Consider the following 23767-nt stretch of genomic DNA (forward strand, 5'->3'; position numbering starts at 1 on the left):
ATCATAAAGCTTGTCGATGGGCAGGAAAAGAAAAGGAATGGAGGATGTTTGAAATGAGAAAAAACATCAGAAGAACAGCAGCTGTGATCAGTGCGGCGGCCATGGCGGTTTCCCTGGCAGCCTGCGGAGGCGGGGATAGTGCCTCTTCAAAAGAATCCGGGAGAGATGAGGTAAAAACTGTAAATGTCCATATCCCTACCGTATATGATCTGCCGGATGCGCAGAAAGTGGAGGATGAGATCAACAAGATCACAGAGGAGAAATATAAAATCCGCCTGGATCTGAATTTTATTACAACAGGAAACTGGCTGCAGCAGTCCAATCTGCTCTTTACCGGTGACGAGGCAGATGTGATCGCTGTATACTCCACACCGCTCACAACATATGTGAAGAATGGGCAGCTTGTGGATTTGACAGAGTATTACGACAAGGCATCTGATGCGTTTAAAGCTGTGTGGTCCCAGGAGGAGATGCAGGGTACAACGGTAAACGGAAAGATTTATGCAGTGCCGAATATGAGGAATTTCGGAAACTATTTTGGACTGAATATCGACTCCGATATTGCGGCAGAATTTGGCATAGAGGAAGGCCAGAAGCTGACTATGGAGGACGTGGATACCTTCTTAAGGGCAGCACACGAGAAGTATCCTGACCGTTACGCGCTGGCACCTCAGGGAACGGATACGATTATCGGACAGTGGAGCTGGGATGGTCTGGGAGACAGCAAATACATCGGTGTCCTTCCGGAATGCGGACAGTCCACAGAGGTACAGAACCTGTTTGATACAAAAGATTTCCGGGAATTCTGCACCTGGACACGAGCCTGGTACAAGGACGGCCTGATCATGCAGGATATTCTGAGCAATACACAGCCATGGCAGACCATGATCGGCAATAAACAGGCGATTGCCTGCCTTGATAATTATGGTGTAAACGGATTGAACGGTATGATCCGTACGGTCATTTTAGATAAATGGGCTGTGGCTAATTCCTATTCGGAGCTGTGCTACGGTATCAATATGAACTCCAAAGACAAGGATGCGGCCTGGGAAGTCATGGAGATCCTGTACACAGATGCAGAAGTCTCAAAGCTTTTAAATGACGGTATTGAGGGAACGCATTATGTAAAAAATGATGACGGCACCATATCTTTCCCGGACGGCAAGACAGCCGCTGACTGCGGTTACGGCATGGCTGATGAGTATTGGATCACACCTTACTCTGCAAACAGCCTTCCTCTGGATGTCAACGGAGCATCTTTCTTTGAGGATCTGCTGAAATTTAATGAGGAGACCATGAAATCCAAAGCCTTCGGATTCGCTTTTGACACAACGGAAGTTGCAGATCAGTATGCTGCCTGCTGCAGTGTTATGGACAAATACTATAAGGCTCTTATGTCCGGAACTGTGGATGTGGAGAGCACCATTGAACAGGCTGATAAGGAGTTTGAGGCAGCCGGTTTGAATGATATCATCAAAGCAAAACAGGAGCAGCTCGACACCTTCCTGGCAGGCAGATAGGAGGGAAACCCATGGCGAAAACAGCGGTTAAACCGGCAGGCGGACTTCATCGGAAGATGGCCAAGAGAAAAATGACTCTGGCTCTACTGTCCATGATGCTGCCGGGTTTTATCTACCTGATCATCAATAATTATATTCCCATGGCAGGCCTGGTCATAGCGTTCAAACGTTTTGACTACAGCAAGGGGATATGGGGAAGTGACTGGTGCGGTTTGAGCAACTTTACTTACTTGTTTAAAACCCAGGATGCCCTGAATATTATAAGAAATACAGTCTGCTATAACCTGGTATTCATTCTGTTGGGAAATCTTTTAGCGGTTGCGGTTGCCGTTATGCTGAACTTCCTGCGGGGCAGGATGAACAAAAAAATCTACCAGACAGTAATTTTGATCCCGTATCTGATATCCATGGTTGTGGTTTCTTACATAGTCTTTGGGTTTCTCAGTCAGGAAAATGGTTTCCTGAACAAGATGATCGTTTCCATGGGCGGAGATACTGTAAGCTGGTACACAGAGGCAAAATACTGGCCCTTTATATTGGTCCTTGTAAATCTTTGGAAGGGATTTGGATACTCCAGTATTCTCTATTACGCAACGGTTATCGGTATTGATTCTGCACTCTATGAAGCAGCCACTGTGGACGGAGCTGGACGGTGGCGCCAGGTATGGCATGTGACACTTCCGGGGCTGAAAGGAACAATTATCACCATGGTACTTTTGAATATCGGACGTATGTTTTACACGGATTTTGGTCTGTTTTATCAGGTGCCCATGCGCTCCGGGCTGATATCATCCGTGACAGATACCATCGACGTATTCGTTTATAAGGGACTGACCCAGTTAAATGATATAGGCCGTGCGTCAGCAGCCGGATTTTTACAGTCCGTTCTGGGTTTTATACTGGTCCTGACTGTCAACTTTATTGTCCGTAAGGTCGATGAAGAAAATGCACTGTTCTGAGAAAGGAGGAAATTATGGTCAGTAAAAATAAAACAGGACAGATCGTCTTGAACATTATCTTCATTCTGCTGGCAGTAACAGCTCTGGCGCCGTTTCTGCTGCTCATCTCCTCCTCTCTGACCAGTGAACCTGTACTCATGAAAGAAGGGTACAGCTTCTGGCCGAAGGAGTTCAGTCTGGCGTCTTATGCCTATCTGTTCAAAAGCAGCACGAAAATCCTGAGAGGATATGGGATTACCATTTTTGTCACAGTGGTGGGTACTGTGCTGAGTGTTCTGATCACCACACTCTTTGCCTATCCCCTATCTAGAAAAGAGCTTCCGGGGAGATACCTGTTTTCGTTTTTCGTATTTTTTACCATGCTGTTTAACGGGGGGCTGGTCCCGACTTATATGATGTGGACACAGACATTTCATATTAAGGATACACTTTGGGCACTAATCCTTCCGGGGCTTTTGATGAATGCCTTTTACGTCATCATGATGCGCTCCTTCTTTACTGCAAATATACCGGATGCACTGGTGGAAGCTGCCAGGATTGACGGGGCAGGGGAATATAAGATACTGTTTAAGATTGTGCTTCCCCTTTCAAAACCAATGATGGCTACGTTGGCGCTGATGATCGGGCTGGGTTACTGGAATGACTGGATGAACAGCCTTTACTATATCACGAATGAAAAGCTGTTCAGTATCCAGGCGATTTTGAACACGATCATCACCAATATCCAGTTCCTTACCAGCGGACAGAGTGCGGCAGCCTCCAATGTGGATCTGTCACAGCTCCCCAGTGTGGGGATCAGGATGGCGATTGCGGTTATCGGAATCCTTCCGGTGTTATGTATTTATCCGTTCTTCCAGAAGTATTTTGTAAAAGGTATTGTTGTGGGCGGCGTGAAAGGTTAAAACAAAAAAGACGGCTGTAATGAGAAATCATTACGGCTGTTTTTGCGTATGGACAGTACATTTGTTGTGTGTTATCCTTTGAAAGGACTAACGTATGTCTGAAAATCTTACATAAAAGGATGGGACAAAATATGAAAAAGAATTCAGCGGGAACCTCCCGGACCAGGGATGCCTTCCGCTCAAAATTTGGTTTTATTGTGGCATGTGTGGGTTCTGCGGTGGGGATGGGAAATATCTGGATGTTTCCTTACCGGACCGGACAGTACGGCGGAGCGGCTTTTCTGATTCCCTATTTTATATTCGTTGCAATATTGGGATTCTCCGGAGTGGTGGGAGAGATGGCTTTTGGGCGCGCTATGAAGACAGGACCCCTGGGAGCTTTCGGGAAAGTGATGGAGATGCGGGGGCTGAAGGGAGGAAGGCTCATCGGAATGATCCCTGTCCTTGGCTCACTGGCCATCGGCATCGGCTATTCCGTGGTGGTTGGCTGGTTTCTGCGGTTTTTGTGGGGGTCTCTTTCAGGGAACATGTTTCACGCCGCTGATGTCTCAGCCTATTTTGGAGAGATAGCCGGTAACTTTGGGAGTACGGGCTGGCATATGGCCGGTCTGGCTGTGACCTTTGTTATTATGGCTTTCGGGGTTTCCAAGGGCATAGAGAAGATGAACAAGATCATGATGCCCCTGTTTTTTATATTCTTTTTATTTCTCATGATCCGTGTGCTGACCCTGGGGAATGCGGGTGCGGGATATAAATATCTCTTCGTGCCGAAATGGGAATATCTCATGCAGCCCAAGACCTGGGTGTTTGCCCTTGGGCAGGCGTTCTTTTCCCTGTCTTTGGCCGGTTCCGGCACACTGGTATACGGCAGTTATCTGTCAAAGGATGTGGATGTGGTGGAGAGTGCCAGAAACGTGGCGTTTTTTGATACCTGTGCGGCTATCCTTGCCGGCCTGGTAGTGATCCCTGCGGTTTTTGCCTTTGGATTGGATGTGTCAGCAGGGCCGCCCCTTATGTTCATTACCCTTCCCGAGGTCTTCAGACAGATGCCTTTTGGACAGGTGTTCGCAGTGGTGTTTTTTGTGGCGGTGCTGTTTGCAGCGGTCACCTCTTTGATGAATCTCTTTGAGACGCCCATTGAGGCGCTCCAGGAACAGTTTGGCCTGTCCAGAAAGATGGCGGTGATCCTGGTGGCGTTTGCCGCTGCCGCTGTGGGAATCTTTATTGAGAGTGCTGATATGGTCAGTGTGTGGATGGATGTGGTTTCCATCTATATTATTCCTCTGGGAGCACTTCTGGCGGCAGTGATGTTTTTCTGGGCAGCGCCCAGGGGATTTGCCAGAGAACAGGTGCAGACCGGACGCAGAAAACCTCTTGGAAAATGGTTCGAGCCGGCCACAAAATATCTCTTTGTGGGACTGACTTTTGTTGTGTATATTTTAGGAATTTTCTATGGTGGGATTGGTTGATTTATGAATTTTGCAGGTTGAAGTGAAAAAGGGAATTTGTTATACTTAGTGAGACGAAAAGGACGGTTTGTTTACAAAACGGCTTTGTCGTATACACTATAGAAAAATTGACAGGAGAGGTAAAGGATGAGTATAAGAATCGGAATTTTAGGCTATGGTAATCTGGGACGCGGAGTGGAATGTGCGGTAAAACAGAACCCGGATATGGAACTGGCTGCTGTTTTTACACGCCGTAATCCTGCGGACGTCCATATCATGACAGAGACTGCAAAGGTTTATCATGTGGATGAGGCTGTGAAGATGAAGGATGAGATCGACGTCCTGATCCTGTGCGGCGGAAGCGCTACTGATCTACCGAAGCAGACACCTGAGTTTGCACAGTATTTTAACGTAGTGGACAGCTTTGATACTCATGCGAAAATACCGGAGCATTTTGCAGATGTGGACGCAGCCGCAAAGAAGAGCGGTAAGATCGGCCTGATCTCTGTTGGCTGGGATCCGGGAATGTTTTCTTTAAACCGTCTGTATGCCAATGCTGTTCTGCCGGAGGGAACAGATTATACCTTCTGGGGAAAAGGCGTCAGCCAGGGACATTCCGATGCAGTCAGAAGGATTGAAGGCGTAGTGGATGCAAGGCAGTATACCATTCCTGTGGAAAAAGCTCTTACAGCAGTCAGAAACGGGGAGAATCCCACACTCACAACAGGTGAAAAACATACCCGTGAGGTGTTTGTGACGGTAGAAGAGGGCGCTGATAGAGAGCGGATAGAAAAAGAGATCAAGACCATGCCAAATTATTTTGATGAATATGAGACAACAGTACATTTCATCAGCGAGGAGCAGATGAAGGCAGAACATGCCGGGCTTCCTCACGGCGGATTTGTGATCCGTACAGGTAAGACAGGATGGGAACAGGAGCACAGCCATGTGATCGAATACAGTTTGAAACTGGATTCCAACCCTGAGTTCACGTCCTCTGTCATTGTGGCTTATGCTAGAGCGGCATATCGTCTGAACCGGGAAGGACAGAGCGGATGCAGAACCGTCTTTGACATTGCGCCGGCCTATTTAACTGTAAAATCTCCGGAGGAACTTCGGAAACACATGCTGTAAGAACAGCAGATGAGGAAAAATGAAAGCGAATATTGATTTTAAAACAGAGGCAAAGAGAGTTGTCTTTGGGCTTGCAGGCGCCATTATCATGGCTGTAAATATTAAAACATTTGTAAGGGCAGGCGGTTTGTATCCGGGTGGATTTAATGGAGTCACTCTTCTGATCCAGACTATATTTGAACGGTTTATGGGAATCGCCCTGCCGTTTACACTGATCAACCTGGTTCTGAATGCGATCCCAACGATTGTTTGCTTTAAAGCCATAGGTAAGAAATTTACAGTCAGTTCGGCCCTGATCATTGTGCTGACCAGTGTTCTTACCGATATCATACCGTATCAGCCGATCACCCAGGATATCCTGCTGATCTCCGTGTTCGGCGGACTGCTGAACGGTTTCGCTGTGAGTCTTTGTCTTATGGGAGGAACCAGCGGCGGAGGTACGGATTTTATCGCTATTTATTTCGCTGAGAAGAAAAACAGGGATGTCTGGAATTTTATCCTGCTGGGCAACGGGTGTGTGCTGGTGATCGCGGGTATTTTGTTTGGATGGGATAAGGCTCTTTATTCTATCATCTTCCAGTTTACATCCACACAGATCATCCATATGCTTCACACAGCATATAAAAAAGAGACCCTGTTTATCGTTACAGATTGTCCCGATGAAGTATATCAGGAGATTTACGAGGTTACCAATCACAGCGCAACGGAGTTTGCCGCTACCGGATGCTATTCCAACGAAGGGCGGAAGATGCTGTACTCCGTAGTTTCCAGCGCGGAGGCAAAAGTGCTGGTGACAAGAGTGCGAAAGGCAGACCCCAAGGCGTTTATCAATGTGATCAAGACGGATTTTCTGGAGGGGCATTTTTATCAGAAGACAGATTATTAGGAAAAAGGACTGCTGTGGAGATACAGCAGTTCTTTTTTGGGGGAAAGAGAGATTTATAGGATATTTTGTGGTATCATAAATGATAGATTGCTTTTTGTCAGAAGCTGTGTGGGCACCGGACAGTTAGATGGAATACTAGAAACTGTAGAGGTACAGCACGGTTACATTATGATCAGACTGGGTGGGTGAAGTATGAATTATGTGAGTCATTTGCTGGATGACATGGATATGAGGGAAGTGATAGGACAGACAGGGGCCGGTGTTGAGAGTATAGAGTTTGCCATTTCAGAGAACCTGGACTGTCTGGAAGAGAAAGCTGACAGGTATGAAAAGAGGTTGGAGGAGATGGGGTGCAGAAACCTGATCCTTCACGGGCCATTTTTGGATCTGAATCCTATGACTTTTGATTCTCTGATCCTGGATGTCACAAGGAAAAGATATGAACAGGCGTACTGGGCGGCAAAGAGGCTGGGCGCCGACAAGCTGGTGTTCCATACCTGTTATGTGCCGGATGTATATCTGCTGATTGGGTGGGCTGACAGGATCGCTGATTTTTATAAGCGTTTTCTGGAAGGCAGAGAAGGAATCCAGATTGTGATGGAAAATGTGTTTGACAGGGAGGCGGAGCCTGTCCTTGAGGCGGTTCGGAAAGTGGATCATCCTGATTTTGGAATCTGTCTGGATATGGGACATGCACATTGCTATTCAGATATGCCGGCTGCCGCATGGGCAGAACTGTTTGGCAGTTATATCAAACATGTGCATGTGCACGACAATATGGGAGACAGGGATGCCCACTGGGGACTGGGAAAAGGAAACCTGGATTATAAAAAGGTAATAAAGACAATAAAAAAGAACAATCCGAAGGTATCTTTTACGATAGAGTGCAGCCAGAAAGAGGATGTGCTGCAGTCTGTTTCAGAACTTCAGGCTCTGTAAAAAAAGCAGCTCCAAGCGAGCTGCTTTTTTCAGTAGATGATTTTATTTTTTACCGTCGAAACAGTGTGTACACATTTTACAAGGGCTAAGGCCAATGGAGGCGGTCAAATCATCCAGACGGTGATAGTGAAGCGTGGTGAAATTAAGCTGTCTGCCAATCTCCTCCAGCATTTCCTTATAGTTGGCGGAATCCGGGTTGGCGTAGTCGGCCAGTACTTCATCGGAGACATTGTCTCCCTCCCGGTCTGCAATGATACGGCGGGTGATCAGATCCATTTCAGATTTGGAACGGGAGAAGTTCAGGTACGGACAGCCGAACAAAAGCGGCGGGCAGGCCGGACGGATATGAACTTCTTTGGCTCCGCTGCTGTACAGGAATTCTGTTGTCTCGCGGAGCTGTGTTCCGCGGACAATGGAGTCGTCGATCAGCAGAAGACTCTTGTTCTTGATCAGCGCTTCCACAGGGATCAGCTTCATACGGGCGATAAGGTTTCTCTGGCTCTGCTGTGTCGGCATGAAGGAGCGGGGCCAGGTTGGTGTATATTTGATAAACGGGCGGGAGAATGGAATGCCGGATTCATTGGCATAGCCGATGGCGTGCGCAATACCGGAGTCAGGAACACCGGCAACCAGGTCCGGTTTTACGTTTTCTCTCTGGGCATCACGCTGTGCCAGTTTCTTGCCGCATTCATAGCGCATTTCTTCTACATTGATGCCTTCGTAGGTAGAGGTGGGGTAGCCGTAATACACCCACAGGAAGGAACAGATTTTCATTTCCTCACGGGGCTTTACTAAAGTCTCAGCGCTTTCCGGGGTGAGGAATACAACCTCTCCGGGGCCAAGTTCACGGCAGGTTTCGTATCCCAGATTGAAAAAGGCAAAGCTTTCAAAGGATGCGCAGAACGCATCTTCTTTTTTGCCCAGGATTACAGGGGTACGGCCCATCCGGTCACGGGCGGCATAGATTCCCTTTGGGGTAAGCAGCATCAGTGTCATGGAACCTTCCACCAGCTCCTGTACATACTGTATGCCTTCTACAATGGTGGATTTCTGGTTGATCAGGGACGCCACCATCTCGGTTGGGTTGATGCTTCCGCCGCTCATTTCCAGAAAATGCGTACATCCGTTTTTGTAAGAGATATCCACAAGTTCCTCCATATTGTTGATCTTTCCCACGGTAGTGATGGCGAAGCTGCCCAGATGTGACTGTACTAAAAGCGGCTGCGGCTCGTTGTCAGAGATACAGCCAATACCCATATTGCCCTCCAGTTCGTTTAAGTCTCCGTCGAACTTTGTACGGAAGGGGGTATTTTCGATATTGTGAATCGAACGGTTGAATCCATTTGGTCCATAGACTGCCAAACCGCCTCTTCTTGTGCCTAGATGAGAATGATAGTCTGTTCCGAAAAACAAATCCAGAGTGCAGCTGGATTTAGAAGCTACTCCAAATATTCCACCCATTGATTTTTCTCCTTTTTCATAAGAATTCTGTTATTGTGACTACAGAAAGTTCACTGTGTGCAATTTCCGCAGTTTTTCCGATGCAGTCTTTATTATATACTCATAAGACTGGGTTCGTAAAGTCGTTTTGCCAACTTTTTTTACTTCGCAGGAGAGAAAAAATAGTGTATAATGAGGACGAAAGAAGTAAAATTCTACAATTATAAAAGAAAAGAAGATGTAAATATTTCGTCATCATTTGGCAGGTCTGCGCATGGACCGCGCTGCCCGTATGAATGTGTTGGGCAGCCGGACAGAAATTCTATGATCTGAGGAGATTCAGCGTGGATTTTGCCTGTTACCGTGAAGGTGGAAAATGGTTACAATATTTCATCTATATGGGAATGAGCCGATGAAAAATCAGACAGAATATGTGAAGCATACGTTTGCACCGGTTTATGACAGCAGTTCCAGGGTTCTGCTGTTGGGGACGATGCCTTCGCCTAAATCCAGAGAAGAAGGATTTTACTACGGGCACCCCAGGAACCGGTTCTGGAAAGTGATGGGGGAAGTGCTCGGTGAAGAGACTCCCGGTACAATAGAAGAGAAGAAAAGGATGCTGCTGGCTCACAAGGTTGCAGTGTGGGATGTGCTCAAAAGCTGTGAGATACGCGGGGCGGATGACGGGAGTATTAAAAATCCGGCTGCAAATGATATGTCAGTAGTGCTGGAAGCTGCGCCCATAAAAGCTGTTTTTGCTACAGGGCAGAAGGCGGCAGCGCTTTACAGAAAATATTGTGAGCCGTGTACGGGTATGCCGGTGATACAGCTTCCGTCAACCAGTCCGGCAAACTGCGGTATGAAATATGAGACGATCCTGGATGCTTACCGGGAAATTTTAAAATATTTGTGAGGAACAGAGAGGAGTAGTATATGAAATTTATATCATGGAATGTGAATGGCCTTCGTGCCTGTGTACAGAAAGGATTTACGGAGTATTTTCAGGAGGCGGACGCGGACTTTTTTTGTCTGCAGGAGACCAAGCTTCAGGAGGGACAGATTGATTTTGCCCCGGAGGGATATTACGCCTATTGGAATTATGCGGTGAAGAAAGGGTATTCAGGTACTGCAATATTTGCCAAGAAGGAGCCGATTTCTGTGGCTTATGGAATTGGAATTGAAGAGCATGATCAGGAGGGCAGGGTGATCACTCTGGAATATGATGAGTTCTATCTTGTGACCTGTTATACGCCTAATTCACAGAACGAGCTGGCAAGGTTATCTTACAGGATGGAGTGGGAGGATGCGTTCAGGGCGTATCTTTTAAAGCTGGATGAGAAAAAGGCAGTGGTCATGTGCGGAGATCTGAATGTGGCACATAAAGAGATCGATTTGAAGAATCCTAAGACGAACAGGCATAATGCAGGCTTTACAGATGAGGAGAGGGGTAAGTTTACAGAGCTTCTGGAGGCTGGATTTACGGATAGTTTCCGGTATTTTTATCCGGAGGAGACAGGAATTTATTCCTGGTGGTCTTATCGGTTTGAGGCTAGAGAAAAAAATGCGGGGTGGAGGATTGATTACTTCTGTGTGTCTCAGAGATTGGAGGAGAAATTGGTTTCTGCGGGGATTCATACGGAGGTGTTTGGGTCGGATCATTGTCCGGTGGAAGTGGTTATAGAAATTTAGGTGGGTTAAGGCGGACGGGAAGCAGTCTGTGAGCGGAGGGCAGCCGGGGCAGAGGGCATCAGACAGACGGAGCACTCCGCTGGGCAGAAGCTAACCTGCTCCCAGTCACTAAGCTCATCGCCTTAGGGCTCTTCGCTAAGTGTCTGGGGCAGGTGGATCTTCCGCCCGCTCCGCGAAACACCGCCTGCCTGATGCCCTCTGCCCCGGCTGCCCTCCGCTCACAGACTGCTTCCCTGGTGGCTGGTATCCCACGGGGGTGGAGGAAAAGAAGAAAGATAAAAGATAAAAAAGAAGAAAGACATAAAAGAAGAAAGACAAAAAAGATTAAAAAATGAGAAAGAGAAAAAGATAAGAAAGTCAAAAAGACAAGAGGGACAAAAATAAGAAAGTTAAAAAGATAAGAAAGAGAAAAAGATAAAAAGATAAGAAAGTCAAAAAGATAACAAAGACAAGAGGGACAAAAAAGAAAAAATTCAAAAAGACAAGAGAATAAAGGACAAGAAAATAAAAGATTAAAAATAATAGATTAAAGATTAAAAGATTAAATTATGTATGGATTGAGAGGAATGGGCTTGGATAGGAGATTGTTATGGGTGTTGGGGTGAAATTGACGGAGTTTTCTAAGAGTGCGGGGTGTGCGGCTAAGATTGGGCCGGGGGTTTTGGCGGAGGTGGTTGGGAGACTGCCTTCGGCTGTGGATGAAAATTTGATGGTGGGGGTTGAGACGGCAGATGACGCGGCAGTATATCGGGTGTCAGATGAGGTGGCGCTGATCCAGACCGTGGATTTTTTTCCGCCTATGGTGGATGACCCTTATACGTTCGGTCAGATCGCGGCGGCTAATGCACTGAGTGATGTGTATGCTATGGGCGGTGAGCCACGGCTGGCTTTGAATGTGGTTGCCTTCCCTAACTGCTTGGGCGCTGAGGTGCTGGGGGAGATACTGGCAGGTGGAGCTTCTAAGGTGCAGGAGGCCGGGGCAGTGCTGGCTGGCGGACACTCGATCAATGATGAGGAGCCTAAATATGGGCTCTGTGTTTCGGGATTTGTGCATCCGGACAGGATTTGGAAGAATGGAGGAGCGCAGGCTGGCGATGTGCTGCTTTTGACTAAGCCTTTAGGGGTGGGCCTGATCAATACGGCTGTGAAGGCAGGTATGGCATCTGCTGAGGCGGAGAAAAGGGCGGTTGAGAGTATGAGCTGTCTGAATAAAATAGCGATGGAAGTGCTCAGGGAGGCTGAGATACATAGCTGTACAGATGTGACAGGGTTTGGCCTGACAGGCCATGCATTGGAGACGGCAAGGGCGAGCAAAGCTTCACTTGTGATTGAAACAAAAAAGCTGGAAGTGCTGCCGGATGCCCTTTTTTATGCTTCTATGGGCTTGGTTCCTGAGGGGACATACAGGAATAAGGAGTTTAATAAAAAGGATGTCAGGATCGAGGAACAGGTGGATGAGGCACTGGAAGATCTGGTCTTTGATCCCCAGACTTCAGGGGGACTTTTAGTGAGCCTGCCCGGGAGAGACGCGGAGATGGTACTCAGAAAGCTTGAACAGGCGGGATATCCTTTGAAGGCAGGTATTGTAGGATTTGTTACGGATCTGCAGGATAAGTATCTGCTCATCCGATAGGACGGAAAGACGGTGAGTGTAATGATTTATCTGGATAATGCGGCAACCACGCTGAAAAAACCGGAATGTGTGAGAAAAGCTGTCTATGAGGCAATGGGCACTCTCGGAAATTACGGAAGAGGCGGACATGGGATCACACTTGAAACTTCCAGAAAGATTTATGAGGCCAGGGAAGTCATTGCGGACTTTTTTGGGCTGGGAGATCCTTCAGGTGTAGTATTTACCTGTAACGCCACGGAGGCGCTGAATACAGTGATCCGCGGGCTTTTTAAGCCTGGGGAGCATGTGGTGACTACAGCCTTGGAGCATAATTCCGTTCTCAGACCGCTGTATGAAATGGAGAAGGCCGGAGTATTATTGACTATTCTTCCGGCGGATGAGAACGGAAATATTTCTTATGATGAGATGGAAAAGGCCATTGGGGATAAGACGAGGGCTGTGATCTGTACACATGCCTCTAATGTTACGGGGAATCTGCTGGATATCAGAAGGATTGGAGAAATCTGCCGCAGGAAAGGGATTTTATTTGTTCTGGATGCATCCCAGACGGCAGGTTCGGTTCCGATCCGAATGGAAGAATGCGGGATAGACGTGCTCTGCTTTACAGGCCATAAGGGGCTTATGGGACCACAGGGGACAGGAGGAATCTGCGTGGGGGAGGAAGTGGAGATCCGGCCTCTGAAGACAGGAGGCAGCGGAATCCATTCTTTTGAGCGGGAGCATCCCGCGATCATGCCGGGGAGACTGGAAGCGGGTACGCTGAACGGACACGGGATCGTGGGTCTGTGCAGTGCTGTACAGTATGTGAAGGAAATCGGAGTGGAAAATATCGGGGCACATGAGCGGAAGCTTGCACGGGCTTTTTATGAGGCAGTCAGGGAAATACCGGGAATTAAGGTATACGGGGATTTTACGTGCAGAGAGAGAGCTGCAATTGTAACTCTCAATATGGGAGACTATGATTCTGCGCAGGTGAGTGATGAATTATCCTGCACATATGAGATTTATGCCCGGTCCGGGGCGCACTGTGCACCGCTGATGCATGAGGCGCTGGGAACCCGGGAACAGGGGGCAGTGCGTTTTTCCTTTTCCTGGTTCAATACTATGGAAGAAGCGGAACAGACAGCAAAAGCATTGAGGGAACTGGCTGCAGAAGACTGAGCAGCCGGTTCCCTTAAAAAATACACTGGTTTTATTTTGTGAAATAGACATCAATGATCATGATTTCGGCATCTGTTCCCACCCGCATGGCCGGACCCCAGACACCTACACCGGAGGTTACGTAGGAATACATATTGTCCTTTTTTAACTCTCCCCAAGAGTTTTCCCACATAAGTTTTGTGGTCAGATTGCCCGGGAACATCTGGCCGTCGTGGGTATGGCCTGAGAGGTCAATGTCGCATCCGGCATCAGCCAGTTCCTGAAGCTGTTTGGGCTGATGGTCAATGACCAGTATAGGCTTGTTCGGATCCAGATCTTTGAGAAGTTCGTCAGGTGAAAGGCGGTCTTCCTTCATTTTTTTAGAGCGCTGCGGGTCTTTGCGGCCTGCCAGATAGAAGGAGTCGTCTATGAGCACTGACTTGTCATCCAGAAGCCGGATTCCGGCCTGTTCCAGAAAATCGTCCATACGTGCATCGGTATGCTGGCCGTTCTTAACAGGTACCGTAAATCCGGCCAGGAGCTTTTCTTTAAAGTCGTGATTGCCCCAACAGGCGTATACGCCGTAGGTGCTTTTCAAGTTCTTCAGAATAGAGATGGTTTTTTCAGGATACTGAACAGCATCGTACTCATTGTCGAAGAAGTCACCGGCAATGCAGACCAGGTCCACATTCTCCGCATTTATTTTGTCCACCATGGACTTTACATGGTAGGTGCCGATGCTGTAGCCCAGATGCAGGTCTGCGGTGAGAGCGATTCGCAGATGGTCCAGTTTGCCGCCGGATTTTTCAACTCTTGCCTCGTAGTGATTTACATAGAGGCGGTGTTCATGGATGATTCCGTAGGCACTCAGACATATGATAAGGCAGGCGGCGGCACCGCCGCTCAGGATAAAGGTACGCCGTCTAGCCAGGGTTTCATTTTTTATCCAGTTTGTATGTTTTAATATGATCCTTATGATATCAAAGATAATAATGATAAGTACAATATACAAAAATGTGCCCAGCCAGTAATTGAATAGCCGCTTCAGCCAACTGTGCCAGGGATTGACGGAGACCAGGTAGGAGGTCAGGGGCGTCAGGCACATAAAAATATATATGCAGAGAAAAACCGCCCGGAAAGGTCTGGATTTCAGGTGCCGGTGGCAGGTGCCTGTCCAGCGGATCATCCAGCGGACGACATAATAATTGATCAAGAGATAAAATGGTGCAAGTATGATAGCCAGCATAGCAGACTCCTTTTGTAGATTCAATTTATTTCTTTCAGAATAAAATAGGTTGGAAGTTTTGTCAAGTATTTACTGAGAACGTATGTTCTGATATAATATAGATAAAGAAAAATTAAGGAAACCATTCAGTATAGGTTATCGCTCATGACTGTGAGGGTACTGAGCAGTTACAGATTAAGGAAGTGGGATTAAGTTGAAAAACGTCATTTTTCATATTGATGTAAACAGCGCATTTCTCTCCTGGGAAGCGGTTTACAGACTTAAAAACGGAGGAAGCGTGGATCTTCGTGATATTCCAAGTGCAGTCGGAGGTGACAGATCAAAAAGGCGGGGGATCATTCTGGCAAAGTCCATTCCCGCTAAAGCATTCGGTGTCAGGACAGGAGAGCCAATCGTGGATGCCATGCGGAAATGTCCCTCCCTGACGATTATCCCATCACACCATGGAATGTATAAGGAATTTTCAAAAAAGTTTATGGATATCCTGAGAGAATACACGCCGGAAGTGGAAAAATACAGCATAGACGAAGCATTTATGAATATGACAGGGATGGAGCGGCTTTTGGGGGAACCCGTGGCATTTGCTCATAAGCTCAAGGACCGTATCAGAACGGAGCTGGGATTTACGGTAAATATAGGAATCTCCAGCAATAAGCTGTTGGCAAAGATGGCATCTGATTTTCAGAAACCGGACAGAGTGCACACCCTGTTTCCGGAAGAAATTACTGAAAAGATGTGGCCCTTGCCGGTATCAGAACTGCTGTTTGTAGGTAGATCCACGGAAAACACCCTGAAAAAGCTGGGAATCTATACCATCGGGGATCTGGCTGCTGCAGATGTGGAAATTTTGAAGCATCATCTGAAAAAGCATGGGGAGGCCATCTGGAATTCTGCCAACGGCAGGGACAGCGCAGTGGTGGAGGCAGTGCAGGAGGATAATAAAGGATATGGCAACAGCACAACCATAGCTTTTAATGTGGTGGATGAAGAGACTGCAAAGCAGGTGCTGCTTTCCCTGTGTGAGACGGTGGCCTCCAGGCTGCGCAGTGACGGAATGAAAGCGGAAGTGGTCTCAGTCACCATCAAGGACTGTGAATTGCAGTCAGTCTCTCACCAGACCGTGCTGAAAGCGCCGACAAATATCACCTCCGAACTTTATTTCCATTCCTGCAGGCTGTTCGATGAACTGTGGGATGGAGCACCTATCCGCCTTCTGGGGGTCCGGACCAGCCGTGTATCCAGGGAGGAGAGCGGCCGGCAGTTGTCCTTGTTTGATCATACGGATTATGATAAACTGGAGAAAATGGACCAGGCTGTAGATGAGATCCGTAAAAAATTCGGAACAGGGGCCATCATGCGTGCCTCCTTCCTGAAACAGCCCATTGAAAATATGGCGGGAGGCCATCCCGAGGGAAAACTTCCGGCTCCTGAGGTGAGTGCCGCGGAGGGGCTTTCCCAAAACTGGAAGCAAAAAGAAACGGAAGGGAAGGACAAGCAGGATGAGTGAGATAGTAGAAGAATTTGTGAATGGATACTGCAAGAATTACGATATGGCTAGAAGTGCCATATGTGAATTCATACAGGATGAAAATGGCCTGCATTTTGACAGGGTCGACTGTGATTACGGTGAATGTCCCCACAGTAAGAACTGTGAAATGATGAATAAAGTTTTTGCAATGACAGAAACAGAAAAATAAGAGAAAGGATAACGTAACTGTGGGTTGAAGGACAGTTACTGGATAACAATATTTATGTTGACGATCAGAGATATCAGAGAGGAAGACAGAGACATATTCTTTAAGATGGAGAAAGAGTTTTACGGCGGTGAAGCCTGCATTCATACAGTGCCGCAGGAGCATTTTGAGGCTACACTCCAGGAGTGTCTGCGGAGCAAAGAACGCGCCAGAGTGCTGATGCTGGAGGATGAAAGCGGCGTGAAGGGGTATCTGCTTCTTGCCTTTACGTTCAGCAATGAGGCGGGAGGTCTGACGGTATGGCTGGAGGAACTGTATTTTATGGAAAGTGCCCGAGGAAAGGGATACGGCAGTGAAGTCTTTGCATGGCTGGAGCAGGAATATTCTCATGCAAAGAGATTCCGTCTGGAGGCTACCTATAGCAACAAGAGAGCTATTGCCCTGTATGAGCGGCTGGGGTATGAGGAACTGCATTATTTCCAGATGATCAAAGACTTGTAGAAAATAAAGGTTTGTAGATAATAAAAGGATGCGTTTTGATGATACAGTGCCGTCTGCCGGGAACTGTAAAATCTAAAACGCATCCTTGATTCTATCACACAGTGTTGCTGAAAATAAGCCGGGCAGACACTTACGCGGAGGCGATCATCTGTTTGATATCCGGCACTGCAGTGAGAAGCGGATAGAGGACCAGTGAGATGATCAGTCCGCTGGCACCCTGGATCAGATTGGACGGTACGCTTAAAAATGCGGCTGTGCCATATAGGAAGAATTCACACAGGCAGTATCCCCCCGCAACCAGTATCATGTCGATGATGCCGCCGGCCAGAACACCTGCCCAGGCTGTTTTACTGTCTTTTGCTATTTTTTTGTAGGCAAAGGCAGCCAATAGGGCCACCAGGCCTTTTATGGCGAAGGTGATGGGGACATAGATAAAATATCCGCCCAGCAGGTCAGCCATACAGGAACCAATACCGGCAGCCAGGAATCCGTAGACAGGGCCAAGAATGATTCCGGACAGAATTACAACGGCATCTCCCGGATGGATGTAACCGCCTGTTCCGGGTGTGGGAATGCGGATGGACATAGTGGCAACACAGGCCAGAGCCGCGAAAAGTGCGGTCATGACAATCTTTTTCGTTTTGTTTTCCATGATAACAACTCCTTTAAATAGACCAATTGTTCCGTATTTTACAGTTACAAGCAAAATCCATGCGGAAACGCTTCGGGTGACGGGATTCTGCCTGGCTGCCAAACACGTTCTTTCTACACAATATAGCCGAAAATTGGCATTCTATAAAGAGCCAGTTTTATAAAAAAAGAGCAGTCCAGTTTTGGACTGCCCGATACAATACTATGCGCGGAAGGTGAGAGAATCGTCGCTCATGGAATCCACAATAGCCAGGGACTCCACACGGATTCCCTTTTCTCTCAGCGCGTCGCCGCCTTGCTGAAAGCCTTTTTCAATGACAATACCGGCTCCTTCCAGGGTTGCACCGGCTGTCTCTACAATCTCGATCAATCCCTGGAGTGCGCATCCGTTGGCCAGGAAATCGTCAATGATGAGTACATGGTCATCCGGCTGCAGGAATTTTTTTGATAAGATCACATCGTAAACTTTTTTATGGGTAAAAGACTGGACTTTAGTTGTATACATCTCTCCGTCCAGGTTCAGGCTCTGGGCTTTTTTTGCAAAAACCACCGGGACGCCGAAATACTGTGCCACGATACAGGCAATACCGATGCCTGAGGCCTCAATTGTCAGAATTTTTGTGATAGGGGAGTCGGCAAATCTGCGTTTGAACTCTTTGCCAATCTCGTTGATGAATGGTATGTCCATCTGGTGGTTCAGGAAACTGTCCACCTTCAGTATATTACCCGGCTTTACCGTGCCGTCTTTAAGAATACGCTCTTTTAAAAGCTGCATTTGAATTCCTCCCTGGTTTTACGTATCCGGGTGTCAGATACCCCGGTTTTTCTGGTAACTACCATAATACGATATTTATACGGGCTTTGCAATTTATTTTTGGTTTTTTTGTAAAAACAGGGGAGAAAATGACACAAAATCTGTACGATTGTGATAAAATAGAAGGCGAGGTAAATAAGTGATGAAAAAAATAGGAATCCTATGTGCCAGCGATACGGAACTGGCGCCTTTTTTAAATTATATCCGGAATTATAAAACAACAGAAAAGGCCATGCTTAAATTTTATGAAGGGACCATGAAGCAGGTGGACGTGGTGGCAGTATACAGTGGAGTCTGTAAAGTAAATGCCGCTGTTGCAGCTCAGTTACTGATTGATGTCTATCACGTAGACTGTATCATCAATGGGGGAACTGCCGGGGGAATGGAGGAAAGTGTACAGCTTTTCGATACGGTCATATCGGAACGTGTGATTTACCATGATGTGGCGGATGACATCCTGACGGAGTTTCACCCATGGTTAAAAAATAATTATTTCGCGGCAGATAAGAATTTATCAGCCATGGCTAAAAAATACAGCCGTACAGCCAAATACCCTGTCCGTTTCGGAACAATGGTGACAGGAGAGCAATTCATAGAAGATGAAAAAAGAGAGGAGATCAATAGAAAATATGCCCCTCTCTCTGTTGACATGGAAACAGCCAGTGTTGCCCATGTCTGCTATGTAAATAAGATTCCGTTTTTGGCAGTCAGGACGATTACAGATACTGTCACACACAAAGGGATAGAGAATTTTGATAAGAACTGTGAAGCGGCATCTGGGATATCAGCAAAAATCGTTGCAGGGATAGTGGAACAAATAAATCAGAGCTTGTCAGAATGAGGTTTGAGATACACCCGGGAAAGGAATAGAAACCATGCTGATAGAAAATGGAAATCAACGGCTGCAGGATTTTACGGAAAAGAATTATAAGGAAACGATTACGGAAGTGACGAAAGGTGTGTGGTTTGTGTCAGGGCTGGGCCACAGCAATGCAGTTTTTGCGGAGGCTGAGACCAGCGTTATTTTGATCGATACACTGGACACGCGGGAACGGGGCGAAAAGCTGCTGAAGATCATAAGGGAGTGTACAAACAAAGAAGTGGGAACCATTATATATACCCACAGCCATCCGGACCACCGGGGCGGCGCAGGGGCTTTTGTGGAATGCGGTCCGGAGATTATAGCTTTTAAGCCTAAAAACCCTGTTTTAGAGAAAACTGAGCTTTTACAGGATATCCAGAGTCTGCGAGGTGCAAGGCAGTTCGGCTACACGTTATCGGATGAGGAGGCTATTTCACAGGGGATTGGACCGAGAGAGGGGATAACGCATGGGGAACACCGAGCATTCATCCCGCCCAATACCGTGTATGATCAGGAGCAGATGATCCGTGAAATAGATGGTGTACAGGTAGAAATGGTCCGTCTTCCCGGCGAGGCGGAGGATCAGATCATGATATGGTTTCCACAGAAGGAAGTATTATGCTGTGGAGATAATTACTATGGCTGTTTCCCGAATCTTTATGCAATACGGGGCGGACAATACCGGGATCTGTCAGCATGGATAAACAGTTTAGATGTACTTATGTCTTATCCGGCCAAGTTCCTTTTACCTGGGCACACAGGGATTGTTTCCGGTAGAGAAGAAATTAAGAGGACACTGGGGCATTTTCGAGGTGCTTTTGAATATATTCTGACGCACACTCTGGAGGGGATGAATTCGGGCAAAGGTCCAGATCAGTTGGCATCGGAAATCCAATTGCCGCCTGAATATGCGGATCTGCCATATTTGGCAGAACATTATGGCTGTTTGGAATGGACCGTGCGGGCTATTTATACGGCATATCTGGGGTGGTTTGACGGAAATCCCACCAACCTGCATCCAACGCCTCCGAAAAAACGTTCTCAAAAGATGATAGCATTGATGGGCGGTAGACAGGCTGTTTTGGATGCAGCAAAAAGTGCTGTCCGTGAAAAGGACTATCAGTGGTGCCTGGAATTATGTGATATACTCCTGGCAGATGAAGCATCAGCCGGTAAAGAGGTCTTTCAGTTAAAGGCCGCTGCATTGGAAATGACAGCAGAATATGAGACCAGTGCTAATGGACGGCATTATTATATTGCATATGCCAAAGAGTTGAGGGAAAAATAAAAGGATGCCCTTTGACCGGCGGCATAATTGAGAAAACGATTGGCAGCGTTTTTTTGCCGTAGAAGGTCCTGTATGGATAGTTGTTTGTAACGGTGAAATTACAGAATTTGAAAGGAAGCGAAGATATGAAAACGTATGAAGTGATACATGAAATATTTAACCAGTGTCCGGGAAACCATTCCAGAGATAATTTTATTCAAGAAATTGATATGGAGAGTCCGGAAATATGGCTTAACGCAAAGTTTAGGTCCGAGAAGGAGCTTCGTATGGAGAAGACAGAGAAGGAAGACGGAAGCGTGGTATATGATGTGATGACAGCGGATGTACACCAGAGATTTACATTTTCGGAGATTTAGACGTTGCTTTTACACGGCCTTTTCATGCAGGAAGCATGGAAATCCCCAGACTTGCCGGTGCAAAAGGTTACAGATATTCTATATCTGTGCTGCGCGGGCTGGTAAACCATTGCTTTTTTTTCTGGGTTTGATATAATAGAGAAAGCGCGAGGAGGAAACCACAATGGAAGAGACAAAACATGTCCATACACACAGTCTTCCTGACGGAACGGTGATTGAGCATGTGCATGAAGATGCCGGCGCAGAGGGACATGGGCACTCCCATTCCCATACACACACCCACACCCATACAAAAGCGGTGCTGAACCGATTGTCCAGAGCCATCGGTCATCTGGAATCCATCCGCCGCATGGTGGAGGACGGCAGAGACTGCAGTGAGGTGCTGATACAGCTTTCGGCAGTGAAGGCGGCGATCAATAATACGGGAAAGGTGATCCTGCAGGATCATATTGAGCACTGTATCGTGGATGCAGTGGAGAGCGGGGATAAAGAAGCCCTGGAAGAATTAAATAAAGCCATTGACAGGTTTATGAAATAAGGTATAAACCTCTGTGGGAAAGGAAAGAATCATGAGTGAAGAAAAGAAACAATGCGACAGCAAGAGCTGTGATAAAAAAAGTTGTGAGGGATGCAGCCATGCAAAAGGCGGCGGAATCCCAAAAGAAGAGTTGAATGCATTCTCTGATATTAAGAAAGTTATCGGGGTTGTCAGCGGAAAAGGCGGCGTGGGCAAATCTTTTGTCACTGCGTCACTGGCCAATGAGATGGCATCCAAGGGATATCGCGTAGGTATTCTGGATGCAGATATCACAGGACCATCTATTCCGAGAATGTACGGAATCAAAGGTTCCGCTACAGCCGATGACAACGGCATATATCCGATCCTGACAAAGAATGATATTAAAATCATGTCCATCAATCTGCTTTTGCCCCAGGAAGAGGCACCGGTTATCTGGAGAGGCCCGATTCTTGCAAATATGGTAAAACAATTCTGGACAGATGTAATATGGGGTGAACTGGATTATCTGTTTGTGGACATGCCTCCGGGAACAGGAGACGTTCCGCTGACTGTATTCCAGTCTCTGCCGGTGGACGGTATCGTCATCGTGTCATCTCCACAGGACTTGGTGCACATGATCGTGAGAAAGGCTTACAACATGGCCAAAATGATGAATGTGCCGGTTGTCGGTCTGGTGGAAAACTACAGCTTTGTGAAATGTCCGGACTGCGGCAAAAAAATTTATGTGTTCGGAGAGAGCAAAGTAGATGCCATCGGAGCGGAGCTGGGTGTTCCGGTTATTGCCAAGATGCCGCTGGAACCTGAACTGGCTGCCATCGTAGATGCCGGCGGTTATGCGGATGTGATCAATGAATATCTGAAAGGTTCCATGAAATATCTGCCGAAAGCCTGAGCGGACGGCTGATACAGTGACAAAATTTGAGTCTCTGATTTGGGAATATTTCTCTGAGTAAAATGATATCTGGTATATCATGGATAAACTGAGACGTCAAACTGCACAGAACAGACAAGATTCGACAAAATATTTCCTGTTCATTTTGCTAAAAAACGCGATAAAATGACGGTTTTTGGTACAAGTAGGAAAATCTTGTCAAATTCTTGACAAATATAGGCATAGCTGTCATAATACGTCCTAACAATAAAGAATCAAGACATAACTAAAATATCAGTTGGCGTGTTGTTTCTTAAAGAAAGGATGGTAAATATGGTACAACGCCAGATTAAGCTGAATGAGACAGGCGACGTTAAGGAGTTTGTCAATGAGGCCAGTAAATACGAATTTGATATCGATGTTTTTTACAACAGAGTCATCATTGATGCGAAGTCAATCCTTGGAGTTTTAAGTATGGATTTGACACGCGTGCTCACGGTAAGATGTAATGGGCATGATGAGAAATTCGACAGATTTCTGGACAGATTTGCAATTCCTTAGAGGGGGATTTCTCGGAAACTGATAAAATGATATGTTAATTTTAGGGCAGGAGACACGGATGTGGGCTTCTGCCCTTTTTTTGTGGGGAGAAATAAGAGGACGGGGAAGCATGACGGATGCGGGTGGGAATAAGGGGACGGGGAAGCATGGCGGATACGGGAGGAAATAAGAGGACGGGGAAGCATGACGGATACGGGAGGAGGAGGGGATTGCCTGTGGACGATGCACTCCGCTGGAGCCCAGCTAACCGGCTCCCAGTCACTAAGTTCATCGCGAGAGCGCTCTTCACTAAGTGTCTGGGGCAGGTGGATCTGGTCACCGCTCCGCGAAACACCGTCCACAGGCAATCCCCTCCTCCTCCCGTATCCGTCATGCTTCCCCTGGGGTTGGCTGTGGAACAGAAAAAGATGTGATATAAGCCAAGGAAATGGGCTGTGGGAGAATAAGATTGGGTCAGAATGGGAAAGAGTCTGTGTTACCAAAAAGATGTGGTAAGAATGAGAAAATGTCTGTGTTACCAAAAGAGATGTGGTCAGAATGGGAAAATGTCTGTGGCAAAAAGATAGATGTGGTCAGAATGGGAAAGTGTCTGTGTGGCAAAAGAGAGATGCGGTCAGAATGGGAAAGTGTCTGTATTACCAAAAGAGATGTGGTCAGAATGAGAAAATGTCTGTGTTACCAAAAGAGATGTGGTCAGAATGGGAAAATGTCTG

At 47.0% G+C, this 23767-nt stretch carries 24 protein-coding genes; 20 read left to right on the plus strand and 4 right to left on the minus strand.

Translation table 11 applies throughout. The features are described from left to right. Nucleotides 1–53 precede the first annotated feature (53 nt). The 7 genes from BLCOC_RS08010 to BLCOC_RS08040 all read left to right on the plus strand — a co-directional run bounded on the left by BLCOC_RS08010 (nucleotide 54) and on the right by BLCOC_RS08040 (nucleotide 7788). A complete protein-coding gene (locus BLCOC_RS08010) occupies nucleotides 54–1520 on the plus strand; it encodes an ABC transporter substrate-binding protein (RefSeq protein ID WP_165907299.1) in 1467 nt (488 codons plus the stop codon). Between the two features lie 11 nt (nucleotides 1521–1531). Continuing rightward, on the plus strand, nucleotides 1532–2479 hold the full coding sequence (locus BLCOC_RS08015) for an ABC transporter permease (protein ID WP_115624947.1): 948 nt from the start codon (nucleotides 1532–1534) through the stop codon (nucleotides 2477–2479). Nucleotides 2480–2493: 14 nt separating this feature from the next. Beyond that, nucleotides 2494–3381 (plus strand): carbohydrate ABC transporter permease, encoded by an 888-nt coding sequence (locus BLCOC_RS08020; protein ID WP_029469900.1) that lies wholly within the window; start codon nucleotides 2494–2496, stop codon nucleotides 3379–3381. A gap of 131 nt (nucleotides 3382–3512) precedes the next feature. Then, complete coding sequence (locus BLCOC_RS08025) at nucleotides 3513–4850, plus strand: sodium-dependent transporter (RefSeq protein WP_115624948.1); 1338 nt, start codon at nucleotides 3513–3515, stop codon at nucleotides 4848–4850. A gap of 126 nt (nucleotides 4851–4976) precedes the next feature. Then, complete coding sequence (locus tag BLCOC_RS08030; RefSeq protein ID WP_029469899.1) at nucleotides 4977–5963, plus strand: diaminopimelate dehydrogenase; 987 nt, start codon at nucleotides 4977–4979, stop codon at nucleotides 5961–5963. Between the two features lie 19 nt (nucleotides 5964–5982). Beyond that, on the plus strand, nucleotides 5983–6849 hold the full coding sequence (locus BLCOC_RS08035; protein WP_029469898.1) for a YitT family protein: 867 nt from the start codon (nucleotides 5983–5985) through the stop codon (nucleotides 6847–6849). A 192-nt stretch (nucleotides 6850–7041) separates the two neighbouring features. Then, nucleotides 7042–7788, plus strand: a complete 747-nt coding sequence (locus BLCOC_RS08040) for a sugar phosphate isomerase/epimerase family protein (RefSeq protein WP_115624949.1) — start codon at nucleotides 7042–7044, stop codon at nucleotides 7786–7788. 42 nt (nucleotides 7789–7830) lie between these two features. Here the strand turns inward: BLCOC_RS08040 and BLCOC_RS08045 are convergent, their stop codons facing one another. Beyond that, nucleotides 7831–9249: an amidophosphoribosyltransferase gene (locus tag BLCOC_RS08045; RefSeq protein ID WP_115624950.1), complete on the minus strand. Its 1419-nt coding sequence runs from the start codon at nucleotides 9247–9249 to the stop codon at nucleotides 7831–7833. 391 nt (nucleotides 9250–9640) lie between these two features. Between BLCOC_RS08045 and BLCOC_RS08050 the strand changes: the two genes are divergently transcribed. From BLCOC_RS08050 to BLCOC_RS08065, 4 genes are all read left to right on the plus strand, one after another. Then, on the plus strand, nucleotides 9641–10141 hold the full coding sequence (locus BLCOC_RS08050; RefSeq protein ID WP_018593669.1) for a DNA-deoxyinosine glycosylase: 501 nt from the start codon (nucleotides 9641–9643) through the stop codon (nucleotides 10139–10141). A 20-nt stretch (nucleotides 10142–10161) separates the two neighbouring features. Then, a complete protein-coding gene (locus BLCOC_RS08055) occupies nucleotides 10162–10917 on the plus strand; it encodes an exodeoxyribonuclease III (protein WP_115624951.1) in 756 nt (251 codons plus the stop codon). A 589-nt stretch (nucleotides 10918–11506) separates the two neighbouring features. Then, nucleotides 11507–12550, plus strand: a complete 1044-nt coding sequence (gene selD / locus BLCOC_RS08060; RefSeq protein WP_115624952.1) for a selenide, water dikinase SelD — start codon at nucleotides 11507–11509, stop codon at nucleotides 12548–12550. Nucleotides 12551–12571: 21 nt separating this feature from the next. Then, nucleotides 12572–13711: an aminotransferase class V-fold PLP-dependent enzyme gene (locus BLCOC_RS08065; protein ID WP_018593665.1), complete on the plus strand. Its 1140-nt coding sequence runs from the start codon at nucleotides 12572–12574 to the stop codon at nucleotides 13709–13711. A 31-nt stretch (nucleotides 13712–13742) separates the two neighbouring features. On the opposite strand, the gene BLCOC_RS08070 is transcribed toward BLCOC_RS08065, so the two are convergent. Continuing rightward, nucleotides 13743–14936, minus strand: a complete 1194-nt coding sequence (locus BLCOC_RS08070; protein WP_115624953.1) for a metallophosphoesterase — start codon at nucleotides 14934–14936, stop codon at nucleotides 13743–13745. A gap of 193 nt (nucleotides 14937–15129) precedes the next feature. Here BLCOC_RS08070 and BLCOC_RS08075 point away from each other — a divergent pair, with 193 nt between their 5' ends. Genes BLCOC_RS08075 through BLCOC_RS08085 form a run of 3 tightly spaced genes read left to right on the plus strand, consistent with a single transcriptional unit; the run spans nucleotide 15130 to nucleotide 17131 of the window. Then, a complete protein-coding gene (locus BLCOC_RS08075) occupies nucleotides 15130–16443 on the plus strand; it encodes a DNA polymerase Y family protein (RefSeq protein WP_115624954.1) in 1314 nt (437 codons plus the stop codon). Then, nucleotides 16436–16633 (plus strand): hypothetical protein, encoded by a 198-nt coding sequence (locus BLCOC_RS08080; RefSeq protein ID WP_018593662.1) that lies wholly within the window; start codon nucleotides 16436–16438, stop codon nucleotides 16631–16633. The genes BLCOC_RS08075 and BLCOC_RS08080 overlap by 8 nt, the downstream gene beginning before the upstream one ends. Nucleotides 16634–16687: 54 nt before the next feature. Next, nucleotides 16688–17131, plus strand: a complete 444-nt coding sequence (locus tag BLCOC_RS08085; protein ID WP_018593661.1) for a GNAT family N-acetyltransferase — start codon at nucleotides 16688–16690, stop codon at nucleotides 17129–17131. Nucleotides 17132–17261: 130 nt separating this feature from the next. Here BLCOC_RS08085 and BLCOC_RS08090 read toward each other — a convergent pair whose 3' ends face one another. Further along, on the minus strand, nucleotides 17262–17783 hold the full coding sequence (locus BLCOC_RS08090) for an ECF transporter S component (RefSeq protein ID WP_115624955.1): 522 nt from the start codon (nucleotides 17781–17783) through the stop codon (nucleotides 17262–17264). A gap of 201 nt (nucleotides 17784–17984) precedes the next feature. Further along, nucleotides 17985–18557 carry a xanthine phosphoribosyltransferase gene (locus tag BLCOC_RS08095; protein WP_115624956.1) on the minus strand — a complete coding sequence of 191 codons (573 nt, stop codon included), beginning with the start codon at nucleotides 18555–18557 and terminating at the stop codon, nucleotides 17985–17987. Nucleotides 18558–18738: 181 nt separating this feature from the next. Between BLCOC_RS08095 and BLCOC_RS08100 the strand changes: the two genes are divergently transcribed. The 6 genes from BLCOC_RS08100 (at nucleotide 18739) to BLCOC_RS08125 (ending at nucleotide 23054) form a co-directional block, all read left to right on the plus strand. Then, entirely contained in the window at nucleotides 18739–19437 is a 699-nt protein-coding gene (locus BLCOC_RS08100; protein ID WP_018593658.1) for a 5'-methylthioadenosine/adenosylhomocysteine nucleosidase, read from the plus strand. Nucleotides 19438–19471: 34 nt separating this feature from the next. Beyond that, a complete protein-coding gene (locus BLCOC_RS08105) occupies nucleotides 19472–20746 on the plus strand; it encodes an alkyl/aryl-sulfatase (RefSeq protein WP_115624957.1) in 1275 nt (424 codons plus the stop codon). A 125-nt stretch (nucleotides 20747–20871) separates the two neighbouring features. Then, nucleotides 20872–21102 (plus strand): hypothetical protein, encoded by a 231-nt coding sequence (locus BLCOC_RS08110; RefSeq protein ID WP_018593657.1) that lies wholly within the window; start codon nucleotides 20872–20874, stop codon nucleotides 21100–21102. Nucleotides 21103–21265: 163 nt separating this feature from the next. After that, complete coding sequence (locus BLCOC_RS08115) at nucleotides 21266–21640, plus strand: metal-sensing transcriptional repressor (protein WP_018593655.1); 375 nt, start codon at nucleotides 21266–21268, stop codon at nucleotides 21638–21640. 31 nt (nucleotides 21641–21671) lie between these two features. Further along, the gene (locus tag BLCOC_RS08120; protein WP_029469883.1) at nucleotides 21672–22514 is read left to right on the plus strand and encodes an Mrp/NBP35 family ATP-binding protein; all 843 of its coding nucleotides are present in this window, start codon (nucleotides 21672–21674) and stop codon (nucleotides 22512–22514) included. A 312-nt stretch (nucleotides 22515–22826) separates the two neighbouring features. After that, complete coding sequence (locus BLCOC_RS08125) at nucleotides 22827–23054, plus strand: HPr family phosphocarrier protein (RefSeq protein ID WP_018593653.1); 228 nt, start codon at nucleotides 22827–22829, stop codon at nucleotides 23052–23054. The last annotated feature ends 713 nt before the right edge of the window (nucleotides 23055–23767 follow it).

It is taken from the genome of Blautia coccoides (genome assembly GCF_034355335.1).
Lineage (GTDB): Bacteria > Bacillota > Clostridia > Lachnospirales > Lachnospiraceae > Blautia > Blautia producta.

Excerpts from the sequence above, each read along its gene's own strand:
- BLCOC_RS08010 (WP_165907299.1), top strand. The coding sequence starts at position 54 with ATGAGAAAAAACATCAGAAGAACAGCAGCTGTGATCAGTGCGGCGGCC.
- BLCOC_RS08015 (WP_115624947.1), top strand. The coding sequence starts at position 1,532 with ATGGCGAAAACAGCGGTTAAACCGGCAGGCGGACTTCATCGGAAGATG.
- BLCOC_RS08125 (WP_018593653.1), top strand. The coding sequence starts at position 22,827 with ATGGTACAACGCCAGATTAAGCTGAATGAGACAGGCGACGTTAAGGAG.
- BLCOC_RS08065 (WP_018593665.1), top strand. The coding sequence starts at position 12,572 with ATGATTTATCTGGATAATGCGGCAACCACGCTGAAAAAACCGGAATGT.
- selD (WP_115624952.1), top strand. The coding sequence starts at position 11,507 with ATGGGTGTTGGGGTGAAATTGACGGAGTTTTCTAAGAGTGCGGGGTGT.
- BLCOC_RS08105 (WP_115624957.1), top strand. The coding sequence starts at position 19,472 with ATGCTGATAGAAAATGGAAATCAACGGCTGCAGGATTTTACGGAAAAG.
- BLCOC_RS08090 (WP_115624955.1), bottom strand. The coding sequence starts at position 17,783 with ATGGAAAACAAAACGAAAAAGATTGTCATGACCGCACTTTTCGCGGCT.
- BLCOC_RS08035 (WP_029469898.1), top strand. The coding sequence starts at position 5,983 with ATGAAAGCGAATATTGATTTTAAAACAGAGGCAAAGAGAGTTGTCTTT.
- BLCOC_RS08095 (WP_115624956.1), bottom strand. The coding sequence starts at position 18,557 with ATGCAGCTTTTAAAAGAGCGTATTCTTAAAGACGGCACGGTAAAGCCG.
- BLCOC_RS08030 (WP_029469899.1), top strand. The coding sequence starts at position 4,977 with ATGAGTATAAGAATCGGAATTTTAGGCTATGGTAATCTGGGACGCGGA.
- BLCOC_RS08100 (WP_018593658.1), top strand. The coding sequence starts at position 18,739 with ATGAAAAAAATAGGAATCCTATGTGCCAGCGATACGGAACTGGCGCCT.
- BLCOC_RS08120 (WP_029469883.1), top strand. The coding sequence starts at position 21,672 with ATGAGTGAAGAAAAGAAACAATGCGACAGCAAGAGCTGTGATAAAAAA.
- BLCOC_RS08055 (WP_115624951.1), top strand. The coding sequence starts at position 10,162 with ATGAAATTTATATCATGGAATGTGAATGGCCTTCGTGCCTGTGTACAG.
- BLCOC_RS08070 (WP_115624953.1), bottom strand. The coding sequence starts at position 14,936 with ATGCTGGCTATCATACTTGCACCATTTTATCTCTTGATCAATTATTAT.
- BLCOC_RS08020 (WP_029469900.1), top strand. The coding sequence starts at position 2,494 with ATGGTCAGTAAAAATAAAACAGGACAGATCGTCTTGAACATTATCTTC.
- BLCOC_RS08040 (WP_115624949.1), top strand. The coding sequence starts at position 7,042 with ATGAATTATGTGAGTCATTTGCTGGATGACATGGATATGAGGGAAGTG.
- BLCOC_RS08080 (WP_018593662.1), top strand. The coding sequence starts at position 16,436 with ATGAGTGAGATAGTAGAAGAATTTGTGAATGGATACTGCAAGAATTAC.
- BLCOC_RS08050 (WP_018593669.1), top strand. The coding sequence starts at position 9,641 with ATGAAAAATCAGACAGAATATGTGAAGCATACGTTTGCACCGGTTTAT.
- BLCOC_RS08110 (WP_018593657.1), top strand. The coding sequence starts at position 20,872 with ATGAAAACGTATGAAGTGATACATGAAATATTTAACCAGTGTCCGGGA.
- BLCOC_RS08045 (WP_115624950.1), bottom strand. The coding sequence starts at position 9,249 with ATGGGTGGAATATTTGGAGTAGCTTCTAAATCCAGCTGCACTCTGGAT.
- BLCOC_RS08085 (WP_018593661.1), top strand. The coding sequence starts at position 16,688 with ATGTTGACGATCAGAGATATCAGAGAGGAAGACAGAGACATATTCTTT.
- BLCOC_RS08115 (WP_018593655.1), top strand. The coding sequence starts at position 21,266 with ATGGAAGAGACAAAACATGTCCATACACACAGTCTTCCTGACGGAACG.
- BLCOC_RS08025 (WP_115624948.1), top strand. The coding sequence starts at position 3,513 with ATGAAAAAGAATTCAGCGGGAACCTCCCGGACCAGGGATGCCTTCCGC.